The organism is Rhizobium sp. GCM10022189, assembly GCF_042656325.1.
Classification (GTDB): domain Bacteria; phylum Pseudomonadota; class Alphaproteobacteria; order Rhizobiales; family Rhizobiaceae; genus Rhizobium.
In genome coordinates this window covers 172,268-184,342 of sequence record NZ_JBHSOR010000056.1, presented here as the reverse complement: position 1 = coordinate 184,342, position 12,075 = coordinate 172,268, and the positions used below count along the sequence as shown (strand labels likewise).

At 67.3% G+C, this 12,075-nt stretch carries 13 protein-coding genes; 6 read left to right on the top strand and 7 right to left on the bottom strand.

Annotated features, from left to right (window positions below; translation table 11 throughout):
• Nucleotides 1-177: 177 nt before the first annotated feature.
• Entirely contained in the window at nt 178-552 is a 375-nt protein-coding gene (locus tag ACFPWW_RS27110) for a hypothetical protein (protein WP_112573482.1), read from the bottom strand.
• Between the two features lie 72 nt (nt 553-624).
• Nucleotides 625-1,383, bottom strand: a complete 759-nt coding sequence (locus tag ACFPWW_RS27105; protein ID WP_377314183.1) for an SDR family oxidoreductase — start codon at nt 1,381-1,383, stop codon at nt 625-627.
• A gap of 279 nt (nt 1,384-1,662) precedes the next feature.
• Between ACFPWW_RS27105 and ACFPWW_RS27100 the strand changes: the two genes are divergently transcribed.
• Entirely contained in the window at nt 1,663-2,334 is a 672-nt protein-coding gene (locus ACFPWW_RS27100; RefSeq protein WP_377314181.1) for a hypothetical protein, read from the top strand.
• Between the two features lie 346 nt (nt 2,335-2,680).
• Entirely contained in the window at nt 2,681-3,298 is a 618-nt protein-coding gene (locus ACFPWW_RS27095) for a hypothetical protein (protein ID WP_377314179.1), read from the top strand.
• A 108-nt stretch (nt 3,299-3,406) separates the two neighbouring features.
• Here ACFPWW_RS27095 and ACFPWW_RS27090 read toward each other — a convergent pair whose 3' ends face one another.
• Complete coding sequence (locus tag ACFPWW_RS27090) at nt 3,407-3,682, bottom strand: DUF4242 domain-containing protein (RefSeq protein ID WP_377314177.1); 276 nt, start codon at nt 3,680-3,682, stop codon at nt 3,407-3,409.
• 154 nt (nt 3,683-3,836) lie between these two features.
• Here ACFPWW_RS27090 and ACFPWW_RS27085 point away from each other — a divergent pair, with 154 nt between their 5' ends.
• On the top strand, nt 3,837-6,494 hold the full coding sequence (locus tag ACFPWW_RS27085) for a helix-turn-helix transcriptional regulator (RefSeq protein ID WP_377314175.1): 2,658 nt from the start codon (nt 3,837-3,839) through the stop codon (nt 6,492-6,494).
• Between the two features lie 353 nt (nt 6,495-6,847).
• Here the strand turns inward: ACFPWW_RS27085 and ACFPWW_RS27080 are convergent, their stop codons facing one another.
• Nucleotides 6,848-7,285, bottom strand: a complete 438-nt coding sequence (locus ACFPWW_RS27080) for a VOC family protein (protein ID WP_112758553.1) — start codon at nt 7,283-7,285, stop codon at nt 6,848-6,850.
• A 115-nt stretch (nt 7,286-7,400) separates the two neighbouring features.
• On the bottom strand, nt 7,401-8,273 hold the full coding sequence (locus ACFPWW_RS27075) for a LysR family transcriptional regulator (RefSeq protein WP_112758541.1): 873 nt from the start codon (nt 8,271-8,273) through the stop codon (nt 7,401-7,403).
• Nucleotides 8,274-8,377: 104 nt separating this feature from the next.
• On the opposite strand from ACFPWW_RS27075, the gene ACFPWW_RS27070 reads away from it, so the two are divergent.
• From ACFPWW_RS27070 to ACFPWW_RS27060, 3 genes are all read left to right on the top strand, one after another.
• Nucleotides 8,378-9,319 (top strand): AEC family transporter, encoded by a 942-nt coding sequence (locus ACFPWW_RS27070; RefSeq protein WP_377314173.1) that lies wholly within the window; start codon nt 8,378-8,380, stop codon nt 9,317-9,319.
• 79 nt (nt 9,320-9,398) lie between these two features.
• The gene (locus ACFPWW_RS27065; RefSeq protein ID WP_112706227.1) at nt 9,399-9,593 is read left to right on the top strand and encodes a hypothetical protein; all 195 of its coding nucleotides are present in this window, start codon (nt 9,399-9,401) and stop codon (nt 9,591-9,593) included.
• An 11-nt stretch (nt 9,594-9,604) separates the two neighbouring features.
• Nucleotides 9,605-10,036, top strand: a complete 432-nt coding sequence (locus ACFPWW_RS27060; protein ID WP_112566576.1) for a type II toxin-antitoxin system VapC family toxin — start codon at nt 9,605-9,607, stop codon at nt 10,034-10,036.
• A 262-nt stretch (nt 10,037-10,298) separates the two neighbouring features.
• Here ACFPWW_RS27060 and ACFPWW_RS27055 read toward each other — a convergent pair whose 3' ends face one another.
• Nucleotides 10,299-11,036, bottom strand: coding sequence for an SDR family NAD(P)-dependent oxidoreductase (locus ACFPWW_RS27055; RefSeq protein ID WP_377314171.1), 738 nt, complete (start codon nt 11,034-11,036; stop codon nt 10,299-10,301).
• 117 nt (nt 11,037-11,153) lie between these two features.
• The gene (locus ACFPWW_RS27050) at nt 11,154-12,050 is read right to left on the bottom strand and encodes a LysR family transcriptional regulator (protein WP_377314169.1); all 897 of its coding nucleotides are present in this window, start codon (nt 12,048-12,050) and stop codon (nt 11,154-11,156) included.
• Nucleotides 12,051-12,075 lie beyond the last annotated feature (25 nt).

The window sequence follows — 12,075 nt, the reverse complement described above, 5'->3', positions numbered from 1 at the left end:
TGGCTCATCCACGGTTGTAGCCGGAGGGAGAACGGGCGACGCCGCCACGCCTCTTGCCGGGTGGCCACCCGGCAAGAGGCTCAGTCGCTTCTTTCGCACAAAATCATCAATGTGCAGATACAAGGGGGCTCCGGGCTCAACCTCGCCTGTCACCGACCATGCCGGCACTCGCCATCCTCACCGCCGGCCGGAGCGAAGGGCGGCATCCGCCCTCCCCGCAACCGCAAGCGACCGCAAGAGACCGCCCGCCGCCAGCGCAAGCGTCACCGCGCCGGCAAGCGCCAGCAAGCCGCGCGGCCCGTGCCCGCCGGCCTCGTCCGTCCGCCCGCGCCGGGACAGGACGGCATCCGCCTCCTCGCGCAGGGCCGAAACCCGGTGGCCGAGAAGGGCGAGTTGCCGGCGCGCCAGCGTCAGCTCCTCCCGCGCCCTGACCGCCGACGCCTCCTCGCCGGGGGCTGCGCCGAACCCGTCGGCGGCGGCATCCTCGGCATCGGCCAGATGCTCGTCCAGCTCGGCCCTCGTCCTGAATCCGTGGCTCTTGATCGTGGTCATGGCCGTCCTCCTCTCAGCATGTGCGGCAGGGTGGAAACGCCCCGTCGCGCGATAAGTTCGCGCCCGCCGCCGCTAAAGCAGCCGCACCGACATGCCGCCATCGGTAATCATCGGGCTGCCGGTCATGAAGCTTGCCCGGTCCGACAGCAGGAACATCGCCGCCTGCGCGATCTCCCCGGCCGCCGCCATGCGCTTCATCGGATGCAGGCCGGAAATGTATTGCAGGAATTCGGGATTGTCCTGCCCGCCCGCCGGCGTGACCGTGCCGCCCGGAAGCAGGCTGTTGATGCGCACACCGTCGGCCGCATGGTCGGCGGCGGCCGATTGCACGAGGCCGATCAGGCCCGCCTTGGAGGCGGCATAGGCCCCCATGCCCGGCAGGCCGCCATTGCTGTAACCCACGAAGGACGAAGTGAAGACGATCGAGCCGCCGCCCTGCGCCGTCATGACCGGCAATTGCGCCTTGAGCGCGAAGAAGGCGCTCGTCAGGTTGGTGGACATCACCGCCTCCCAGTTGGAAAGGCTCATCTGCGCCAGGGCGCCCATCTCGCCGACGATGCCGGCATTGTTGAAGGCGCCATCGAGCCGGCCATAGGCATCGAGCGCCCGGCCGACCAGCGCCTGCGCATAGGCCTCCTCCCGCACGTCACCGGCAAGGGACACGGCCGTGCCGCCGCTCTCGCCGATCTCCGACGTCAGCGCATCGAGCATCTGCGCCCGGCGCGCGCCGAGCACGAGCCTTGCGCCCTCGGCCGCAAACAGCCGCGCCGCCGCCGCCCCGATGCCGCTGCTTGCCCCTGAAATGACGATGACCTTGCCGTCGAGTTCCATATCCGTACCTCCTGTTGCGACAGGGCATGGGTAGGAGATCCGGCGGGCGGCAGCCACCCGATTCCCGATCGCCCGCCGGACATGCCGCCCGCGATTCGTCAACGGCCGGAAGCCGTTAACCATGCCCCGCTCTCTAGGACCATGGTCCGACGCATGCCGGACCTCGGTCCGATGCAGGCGGCGCGAATCGCACCTAACATCCGCCTCGTCGCGACCCCGCCCTGCCCGGCAGGCGGTGCGGCGACGTTCGAGGAACCTTTTCTTGCGGAGGAAAAACGGATGCGGATTGCAACTCTGGCATCGATGGCAGCGCTTTCCATCGCCCTGGCTTCGAGCCCGCTGGCCATTGCCGGCTTCGACACGGCCGCGATGGCCAAGGGTGGCGGCAACGGTGGCGGCAATGGCGGCGGCAATGGCGGCGGCAATGGCGGCGGTAACGGCGGCGGTAACGGCGGCGGCCACGAAAACCACGGCAGCCAGGGCGGCGGCGCGCAGGGCGGCAAGTCGCTGCGCGACGGCTCGACATCCGGCAGCGCCGGCAAGGGCAAATCCGGCGAGGCGAAGGCGAAATCGCTCTCCGCCAGAAAATCCGCAACCGGGGCCAAGGCGAAGAATGCGGCCTCCGAGCTTGCCGGCCTGAACTCCCTCAACCGCAGCTACAAGGCCTATATGCACACGTCCGATCCGCGCATGAGCGCGATCGCCGCCTATGCCATGGCCTATGCCCAATACGAGATCGACAACGGCATGGAGCCGGCGGCCGACGACCCGCTGCTCGGCGACGCCGCGCTGGAGGAAGCGCTGGCATCCGCAACGCGCACCGGCAAGCTCAGCCCCGCCGCGCTTGCGAGCGCCAGGACCATCCTCGGCGTCGGAGAGGCCGACGGCAAGATCGACGAGATCCGTGAATCACTGTCAGAACCCGCCCCGATGACAGTGACAGCCCAATAGCGGCTGCGCGATCCGCCGGGAACCAGTCCCGGCGGATCGGTCGTACCCGTCGCGGGCAGACGGTTTTTTCCGGCAATGAGGCCGCAAGCGGCGCATCTGCCATGATTTTCCCTCACGCATATGCACCCTTGGCGCGACGCGCTTGAAATCATTCTCATTAAAGTTTTAAAAACGCATTCCGGTATAGCCAAAGTCATGGCCTGGAATCTTTTTCACCCAGCCGCCTTTCCATGCGTTCAAGGGCGTCGAAGTCCACATCCTCAAGCGGGACGGATGGTACATAAAATTCTATTTTGTTGATCCGGACACGATCTTCATCAGCGTGCATCGGTCAAGGTAGGCGAGCATGAAAATCTGGTATGCGGGAGACAGGAGCGAGGCGCTCTGCGAAACGTGCCGGAAGGTCGTTACGACGACTTTCGGCTACCACGACGTGCCGTTCGAAAGCGGCCTTGCCGTGGCCCGGGAAATCATGGCCGCCACCTGCGACGAGTGCGGCACCGTCGTGGCCATTCCGCCGCAATCCACCCCGGCGATCCGCACCGCTCGCGACATTGCCTCCAGGTCCCTGGAGGTGGTTGTGGCTGCCCCGTTCCTGGAAATGCTGGACCTTGCGGCCTATCGCATCGATCCTTCCGCCGGCTCGACCCTTCGAAAATCGCTGATCGCCTACTTTGTGCACAGGTCGGTGAACGACGAAGCGCTGGTGAAGCGGCTGCGCAGGAATGCGGAAATCCACAAGGCGAAGTGGCAAAGCTGGAAGCATGCCCCGGCAAAGCGCCTTTCGATGAAAGTCACCTCCCGCACGAGCGAGGAGTTTGACGAACTGGTCAAGAAGAGCGCGTTGAAGAAGACGACGCTGATCAAGTCCATCCTCATGGATATCGGCCGCGAAATCGTCGAGCCCGACAATCCGCCGATGATGCCCGAGCTGCGCAGGATGGTCGCAGCGGTCGCGGCATGAAGATCGCCGGCCACGCTCGCGGCCCCATCCCCTCCCCGTAGACGACCGGGAGAGGGAACGGGGTGTGCGCCGGCGCGCTGCCCCTCTGAGGCGGCCGGGCGCGGCGGCTCACATGCGCGCCGTTTTCGGGCCGATTTCCGAGGCGATCTCGCTGACGAGATCGGCCGGGAAGCCGCCCTCGCGGGCGTGGCGGTAGACGGTTTCGGCGCTGTCGGCCTCGTGCACGCAATAGATCTTGTCGCCGGCGACATAGCTGGTGATCCAGTTATACGGCCGGTCGAGGCCGGCGACGACCTTGTTGGACGTGGCGGAAATCTCCCTGAGCTGCTCGGCCGTGAGCCTGGATGCGCCGGGAATGTTGCGTTCGATGAGATATTTCGGCATGGCGGCCTCCTGTTTGCGCCTGACTGACGGAACACGAGCCTATGCCCCGCCGCCGGCCGCCACATCGGGACTATTCCCCGTTTTGCGCCCCGCCTGTCCCGATTTTCACGCACCTCCTATTCCCACCCGCTCCCGTTGCTGGCAATAATCCGCCATGCGACTAGTCGAGCGCGAGCCCACTCTCGATCACCTGCAGTCGTTGCTGCGCGAAGCCGCCGACGGCCAGGGTCGCCTCGTCCTTCTCGAAGGGGAAGCCGGCGCCGGCAAGTCCTCGCTTGCGGCCGCCTTTGCCCGCGCCGTGCCTGCCGATACGCGGGTCCTGTCCGGCGCCTGCGAGAATTTCGGCACGGCCGAGCCGCTCGGCCCCTGGCGCGACATCGCGCGGGAGGCGCGCTGGGCGCTGGCGCTCGCGCCGGCCTCCGGCCGCAACTGGATTTCGCTCTTTTCCGAAATGCTCGACCTTCTGACCGCCGGGCGCCGGCCGACGCTGCTCCTCATCGAGGATATTCACTGGGCCGACGACGCCACGCTGAACCTGATCCGCTATATCGGCCGGCGCATCCGCTCCGCCTGCCTGCTCCTTCTCGTGACCGCGCGCAACGACGATACGGCCGGCCAGACGCGGCTGCGGCGGCTGTTTGCCGATATCCCGCCGGCCCATTGGCTGCGGCTCGACGTGCCGCCGCTGTCGAGAGCGGCGGTGCTGGAACTTGCCGGAAGCGCCGGCCTCGACGGCGAGGCGATCTTTTCGGCCACCGGCGGCAACGCCTATTTCGTCAGCGAGCTTGTCGAGGCCGCCGGCCGCCAGCCGGCAGGCGATGGCGGGCGCCTGCCGGCCAGCATCCGCGATGCGGTGCTGGCGCGCGCCGATGCGCTTTCCGAGCCGGAGCGGCAGGCGCTGCGGGCCGCCTCCACCTCGCCCGATGGCTTCGCGCCGGAGCTGATCGAGACGATCTGCGGCAGGCCGGCGCGGCCGGCGCTGGAGGCCTGCGCGGCCAGCGGCCTTCTCGTGCCGGCCGGCGAACTCTTCGCCTTCCGCCACGAGATCGCCCGGCAGGCGATCGAGCAATCGCTGCCGCCGCTCGGCCGCCGGGCGATGAACGCAAAGGCGCTCGCCTATTTCCGCCGCAGCGGCGATGCCTCGATGGCGCGCATGGTCCACCATGCCCACGAGGCGCAGGATGTGGCCGCGATCCTGGAGCTGGCGCCGAAGGCGGCGGCCGAGGCCGGAAGGCTCGGCGCCCACCGGCAGGCCATGCGCCATTACGAGCTGGCGCTCGCCCATGCCGCAAGCCTTTGCGATGCCGAGCGCGCCGGCCTCTACGAGGGTTATGCCTTCGAATGCCACCTGACCGGCCAGATGGAACGCGCCATCGCCGCCCAGACGAGCGCGCTTGCGCTCTACCGGGCGCTCGGGGATATCAGGCATGTCGGCGACAACATGCGCTGGCTGTCGCGGCTGAGCTACCTTGCCGGCGACCGCAAGGGCGCCGATGCCTTCGGCCGCCAGGCCGTGGACCTGCTGGAACAGGCGGCCAATCCCGCAGAACCTGGCCCCGCAGAACCGGCCCACGCTGAACCGGCTCATGCCGAACTGGCAATGGCCTATTCCAACCTCTCGCAGCTTGCCATGCTGGCGGGCGACGCCGAAACCGCGACGCGCCATGGCGAGCGCGCCATCGCGCTCGTGGCGAAGCAGGATATCGCAAGGCCCGAAGTGCTCTGCCACGCGCTCAACAATGTCGGCACCGCCATCTGCTGGCGCGAGCCGCAGCGCGCCCGCCGGACGCTCGACCGGGCTCTGGCAATCGCCCTCGAACACGGCTTCCAGGAACATGCCGCCCGCGCCTTCACCAACCGCGCCTGGGTGGAAATCCGCCTGCATGCGGCCGATGCCGCCGAAGCGGTGCTGGCGCGCGGCATCGCCTATTGCATCGAGCACGACCTCGATACCTGGCGCGACTATATGCGCGGCGAGCTGGCCGAGCTGCTGACCGAACTCGGCCGCTGGGACGAGGCCGAGGCCGCCGCCGAAGCCGTGGTCGACAACCGCAATTCGCCCGCGCTCTGCCGCTATCCCTCGCTCGTGGCGCTGGCGACGCTGCGGACGCGGCGCGGCGGCAATGCCGACGAACTCATGCAGGAAATGGCGGCCTTCCTTCAGAACGCGTTCGAATTCCCGCGCCTCGCCGCCCATGCGGCGCTCGTTGCCGAACGCGCCTGGCTCGGCCTTGCCGGCCGCGAGCAGGCGCTTGCCGCCCTGCGGCAGGCCGCCGCGCTCTGCCGCGACGATGCCGCCGGCTCGATGCTCGGCTTCTGGGCGCATATGACGGGCGAGGCCGGCCTTGCGCAGGGCGGCGAAAACGCCGACGCCGCCGTCGCCGCCATGCGCCGCGGCCGCTGGCAGGAGGCCGCCGATATCTGGACCGGCCGCCGCGCCCCCTACTATGCCGCCCTTGCCCTGCTCGACGGCGACAGCGACGCGCTCTACCGCGCGCTCGCCGCGCTGGAAGCGCTCGGCGCCACGACCGTCATCGCCCATGTGAAGGAGACGATCCGCAAACGCGGCGGCCGCCTCCCCGCCCGCGGCCCGCGCCCCACCACCCAGGCCAACGCCGCCGGCCTGACGATCCGCGAAATGGACGTGCTGCGCCTGATCGACGAGGGCCGCTCGAACGCCGAAATCGGCGCGCTCCTCTTCGTCTCCGCCAAAACGGTGGACCACCATATTTCCGCGATCCTGGCAAAGCTGAACGCCAGATCGAGAGGCCAGGCCGCCGCCGAAGGGCGCCGGCTGGGGCTATTAGGGTAGCGCGGGGCCGGCAGGGGGATCGCGGCGGCGTTGAGACGACCGGGTCGGCGTTGTGCCGTGGGGCACCTCTGGTCTGCGGGGCTGCCGGGGTCGAGCCACGGGTTTCGCTCCGTCCTTCGGACCCCCCACAAGGAGGGAGATTGGCTGGGGGCGCGGGTTTCCCCAAACAATGAACGTTGCAAACTGCTCGACGTTCATGAGGTGCAAAGGTCAAGCCACGAGTCGATCTCCCCCCTTGTTGGGGGGTCCGAAGGACCCGGCAGGACAGAGGGGGATGCCGCACGGCACAGCCTGCAACGGGGTCAGACAGCCTCAGACAGCCACGCCCCCCAATCAACCCCGCACGCACGCCCTCACCCGAGTTCCTGCGCAAGGCCGATGAGAATGCCTTCCGGCCCGCGGATATAGCAGAGCCGATACGTATCCCGATACTGCACGACCTCCCCCACAAGCGCCGCGCCGCGCGCGCAAAGCCTCTCGAGCGTCTCGTCGATATCGTCGACGGCGAACATGACGCGCAGGTAGCCGAGCGCGTTGACCGGGGCCTTCCGGTGATCGGCAATAATATCGGGCGCAAGGAAGCGGGAAAGTTCCAGCCGGCTGTGGCCGTCAGGCGTGCGCATCATGGCGATCTCGACACGCTGGTTGCCGAGGCCGGTGACGCGCCCGGCCCATTCGCCTTCGATCATCGCCCGCCCTTCGAGCGCAAGCCCGAGTTCGCCAAAAAAATCGATCGCCGCCGTGAGGTCCTCGACGACGATTCCAACATTGTCCATTCGCTTGAGCGCCATGTTTCCAATCTCCAGGCTGCCGTTCGGCTCGACGAGATCCGGCCTCGTCCGCCGAAGGACGTTCAGGGCGCGCACGATCCGACAGCCGTCCGCCGTTTTCCGCTTCGCCGGCCGCTCAGGCCCTGCCCGCCACCGCAAACAGTTCCGGCACCGCCGGGTTCCGCCCCGCCCGCGGCGCGCACAGAACCACATCGAATTCGGGCGCATCGACAAGCAGCCGCGCCACCACCCCTTCCGCCAGATCGCCGCAGAGCGCTTGCGGGATCAGCGCCACGCCGAGCCCTTCCTGCACCAGCCGGATGATCGTGTGCTGCAGGCGCGGCTCGAAGGCGAAATGCGCGATGACGCCGCCGGAAGCGCAATAGGTGGCAATGGCCGTGCGCAGCGTCGGCGCCACCGTCGCGGGGGCCGCGATCAGCCTTTCGCCGGCAAGCGATTGCGGCCCGATCGCTTCCGCCTCCGCCAGCCGGTGGCCGGCCGGCACGATCAGGCACAGCCTGTCGCGGGCAATCAGCTGCGTGCGCAGATGCGGCGCCGGGCCGGCGCCGAAGGTGACGGCGGCGTCGAGCCGGCCCTCGGCCAGCATCTCCTCTATATCGGTCGGGATGCGCTCTTCCAGGATCAGCCGCACATCCGGCCGCGCTTCGGAATAAAGCCGCACCAGCGCCGGGATGACGCTATGGGCGGCATGCATCATGAAACCGAGCTTCAGCTCGCCCTTCATGCCGCCGGCGACGAGGCGCACGTCGCGGCAGGCGGCGTCAAACCCTTCGAGCACGGCGCGGCAATCGGCAAGGAAATGCTGGCCGGCCGGCGTCAGCGCCACGTTGCGCGAATTGCGCTCCACAAGGCGCACGCCAAGCGTCTTTTCGATCGCGGCGATCTGCCGGCTGAAGGGCGGCTGGCTCATGTTCATGCGCGCCGCCGCATGGCCGAAATGCAGCGTTTCGGCAAGCGCCACGAAATAGCGCATATGGCGCGTGTCCATTCGATACCTCAAAAGCATCAATCGACGTTCAAGATGATATTGGATTATCTCGATATCAGGCGCTAGGCAATGATCGCCCCAAGCACGCCCCGCCCGAGTTGCCCATGCTGACCAACCTTTCCATCGTCCTGCCGATCTTTGCCCTCATCCTGGCCGGCTGGACCGCCCGCAAGACCGGCGCGCTCGGCGAAAATGCCACGCGCGAGGTCAACCGGCTGGTCGTCTATCTCGCCCTGCCCGCCCTGCTCTTCGACATCATGGCCAATGCCAGGCCGGCCGACATCTGGCAGCCGGGCTTCATCGTCGCCTTCACGGCCGGTTGCGCCGTCATCTTTGGCGCCACCCTGGCCTGGCGCCTGTCCGGGGGCCGGCCTCTCGCCGACGCGGCGATCGACGGGCTGAACGCATCCTACGCCAATACCGGCTTCATCGGCTTTCCGCTCGTCCTGTCCCTGGTCGGCGACAGCGGCATGGCCCCGACCCTGATCTCCACCATCCTGACCGTCTGCGTGCTCTTTGCCGTCGCCATCGTCCTCATCGAGGGCGGGCTGCAGGCTCAAACACGACGACGCGACATCGCGCTGAAGACGGGCCGTTCGCTGGCCGGAAACCCGCTGCTCGTCGCCCCCTTTCTCGGCGCTCTCGTCATGGTCTCGGGCGTGGCCCTGCCCGCCCCCGTCAATGCCTTCCTGAAGCTGCTCGGCGGCGCCGCCTCCCCCTGCGCGCTGATCGCGCTCGGCCTGTTCCTGGCCGGCACGAAAGCGGGCGAAGGCAGCAGGGCGAAAACGGCCGGCATCCTCGTCGGCCTGAAACTGATCGCCCAGCCCGTCGTCACCTGGCTCATCGCCGCCCCGCTCATGAACCTGCCGCCCGCCGCCACCCACACCGCCGTGCTGCTGGCCGCCCTGCCGACCGGCACCGGCCCCTTCATGCTGGCGGAGTTCTACGGCCGCGAGGCCAGCCTGACGAGCCGCGTCGTGCTGGCCTCGACCGTGCTTTCGGTGCTGACGATTTCCGCCTATCTGGCGCTGGCCGGGCGGCTGTGAGGCGAAACCGGCGGCCGGCAGCGACCAAAAATCGCAAGCGGTACTCGCGCAGACGACGATTTGTCGCTATATAGTTCTCATGACGAAAGCGGAACTGAAGCAGGAACCGACAGGCAAATGGGTGGTGCGCGATTCAACGAGCGGCCGCTTCCTTGAAGTGCGCGGCGCCGATTCGCTGAAGTCGGCCAAGCTTCCGCTTAAAAAGAGCCTGGACCTGACCAAGCCGATCGCAAAGCAGGCCCTCAAGGGTACTCCCTCCGAACCCCGCAAATGAAAAACTGATCCGTGCCGGGCGTTTTGCTGGATACCCATGCGCTCTATTGGCTGGTGACAGCGGCCGATACGTTGTCTGGAGAGGCGCTCGTATCAATCGCTCAAAATCAGGACGCGGGAACCCTGTACGTGTCTCCTATCACGGCTTGGGAACTGACGATCGCTTCTCGCAAGCCAGCACATAAGAACCCGCCGGACCTCGGAGCCACGTCACCGGCGACATGGTTTTCGCAGGCAGTAAAGAACACGAAATCAAAGATCATTCCCATCAAACAACGCATCGCCTATGAGGCGGCGGAAGTGGTGGTGGCGACAGGCCACAGGGACCCGGGCGATTGTTATCTGATCGCCACGGCACGCGTGAAGAAGATCCCCATCGTCACACGAGATGCGATCATGCAGGCCCACGCCTCGTCGGGCTATCTCGACATCATTCTGTGCTGAGTGGGCAAACCCTAGAACAGCCCGATCAGCCGCGCCGAGCTGATGGCAAGACCGGCGATCGCCGCCAGGATGCAGAGGCTCATGAGGACGAGAAAGATCGGTTTCTTCACGCTGTCTCCTTCCGGGCCGGCCGGCCGCCGATGCGTGACCTAGCAGCTGCGCCTGCCCGCGGCAACCGTGCCGGCAGCCGGGGTTTGCGCGCAGCACCCTCGCGCCGGCAAGGAAGGCGGGCGCCGCGCGCCCGTCTCCTATCGGTGACACGTCAAAACTGCGCCACGCCCCCGTCCACGAAGAGTTCGATCCCGGTGATGTAGCTGCTGTCCTCGCTCGCCAGGAAAACCGCGGCCCTGGCGAGATCGTCCGACGTGCCCATGCGGCCGAGCGGCACGTTTGCCTTCATCATGTCGCGCACGTTCTGGTCGGCGAGCGCGGAAAGGCCGGGCGTTTCCGTATGGCCGGGGCTCAGCACGTTGATGCGGATATCGCGGCCCTTGAGATCGACGATCCAGCCGCGCGCGAAGGAGCGGATCGCAGCCTTCGTGGCATCGTAGACGGAGAAGGACGGGAAGCCCTTGATCGAGGCGATCGAGCCCGTCAGGATCACCGACGACCCCTTCGACAGCAGCGGCAGCGCCTTCTGCACGGCAAAGAGCAGGCCGCGCACATTGGTGTCGAAGGTCTTGTCGAAATGCTCCTCGGTGATTTCGCCGAACGTGCCGAACTCGTAGAAGCCGGCATTGGCAAAGAGCACGTCGATGCGGCCGGCCCTTTCCTTCACGATCTCATAGACCCGGTCGATATCCGCAAGGCTTGCGGCATCGGCCTGGATCGCCTCGATATCGCCGCCGATCTCGGCCACCGCCTTGTCCAGTTCGCCCTGTCGCCGGCCGGTGATGAACACTCTGGCGCCCTCTTCGACGAAGCGTTTTGCCGCGCCAAAGCCGATGCCGGCGCTGCCGCCGGTGATGACGGCGACCTTGTTTTCCAGCTTCCTGCTCATGGTTCCATTCCTTCTGCATCGCGCCGGTTCTTGCCGGCGCCCGTTGAACACGAGGCAGAAATTATGGGCTTCCGGGCAGGCGAAGTAGAAAGCCGGCGCGACTATGACCTATTCCCGTCAGGAATGGGCAACAGAACCAAGCTTTTCCTCGACGAAGCTTACGAAGGCGCGCGCCTTGGCGCTGACGCCGCGCCCGGCCGGAAAGGCAGCCCAGAGATCGAGGGGCGCGAGGCTCCACTCCGCAAGCAGCAGTTTGACCCGCCCGTCGGCAAGCTCGGGCGCGAACATCCATTCGGAGGCGACCGCAAGGCCGATGCCGGAAAGCACGGCCGAGCGCACGCCTTCGGCTGCCGAGAGACGCAGACGTCCCCGCATGGTGACCGGCACCTCGGCGCCGTCCTTGCGGAACAGCCAGGCATCGCGGCCGAAACCCTTGGCATAGACGATGCCCTGGTGGGTGGAAAGTTCGTCAGGATGGGCCGGTTCGCCATGCCGGGCGAGATAGGTGGGTGCTGCGACAACAATGCGCGGCGACTGGCCGATCCTGCGCACGGTGAGTGCCGAATCCGGCAGATCGCCCATCCTGAGCGCGACGTCGATGCCTTCCTCGATCAGATCGATGCGCTCGTCATTGAGCACGACCTCCATGTCGAGGCCGGGATGGCGCTCAAGGAACTGGCCGAGATGCGGAATGACATGCAGGCTGGCAAAGGCCGGCGCCGCACTGACCCGCAAGCGCCCCGACAGGCTGGCGCCGGCCCCGCGCGCGGCGTGTTCGGCCTCGTCCGCCTCCTCGATCGCGCGCCGCGCCCGCTCGTAATAGCTCTCGCCGGCTTCGGTGGGGGTCAGGCCGCGGGTGGAGCGCAGCAGGAGCTGGACGCCGAGATGGGATTCCAGCTGGGCGACGGTCTTGGAAACCGCCGGCTGGCCGACATGCAGCTGGCGGGCAGCCTCGGAGAAGGAGCCGGTCTCGACGACGCGGACGAAGGTTTCCATGGCGGCGAGTCTGTCCAATGTCGGGCTCCGTGGGTGGGTGGAT

Excerpts from the sequence above, each read along its gene's own strand:
- ACFPWW_RS27110 (WP_112573482.1), bottom strand. The coding sequence starts at position 552 with ATGACCACGATCAAGAGCCACGGATTCAGGACGAGGGCCGAGCTGGAC.
- ACFPWW_RS27105 (WP_377314183.1), bottom strand. The coding sequence starts at position 1,383 with ATGGAACTCGACGGCAAGGTCATCGTCATTTCAGGGGCAAGCAGCGGC.
- ACFPWW_RS27100 (WP_377314181.1), top strand. The coding sequence starts at position 1,663 with ATGCGGATTGCAACTCTGGCATCGATGGCAGCGCTTTCCATCGCCCTG.
- ACFPWW_RS27095 (WP_377314179.1), top strand. The coding sequence starts at position 2,681 with ATGAAAATCTGGTATGCGGGAGACAGGAGCGAGGCGCTCTGCGAAACG.
- ACFPWW_RS27090 (WP_377314177.1), bottom strand. The coding sequence starts at position 3,682 with ATGCCGAAATATCTCATCGAACGCAACATTCCCGGCGCATCCAGGCTC.
- ACFPWW_RS27085 (WP_377314175.1), top strand. The coding sequence starts at position 3,837 with ATGCGACTAGTCGAGCGCGAGCCCACTCTCGATCACCTGCAGTCGTTG.
- ACFPWW_RS27080 (WP_112758553.1), bottom strand. The coding sequence starts at position 7,285 with ATGGCGCTCAAGCGAATGGACAATGTTGGAATCGTCGTCGAGGACCTC.
- ACFPWW_RS27075 (WP_112758541.1), bottom strand. The coding sequence starts at position 8,273 with ATGGACACGCGCCATATGCGCTATTTCGTGGCGCTTGCCGAAACGCTG.
- ACFPWW_RS27070 (WP_377314173.1), top strand. The coding sequence starts at position 8,378 with ATGCTGACCAACCTTTCCATCGTCCTGCCGATCTTTGCCCTCATCCTG.
- ACFPWW_RS27065 (WP_112706227.1), top strand. The coding sequence starts at position 9,399 with ATGACGAAAGCGGAACTGAAGCAGGAACCGACAGGCAAATGGGTGGTG.
- ACFPWW_RS27055 (WP_377314171.1), bottom strand. The coding sequence starts at position 11,036 with ATGAGCAGGAAGCTGGAAAACAAGGTCGCCGTCATCACCGGCGGCAGC.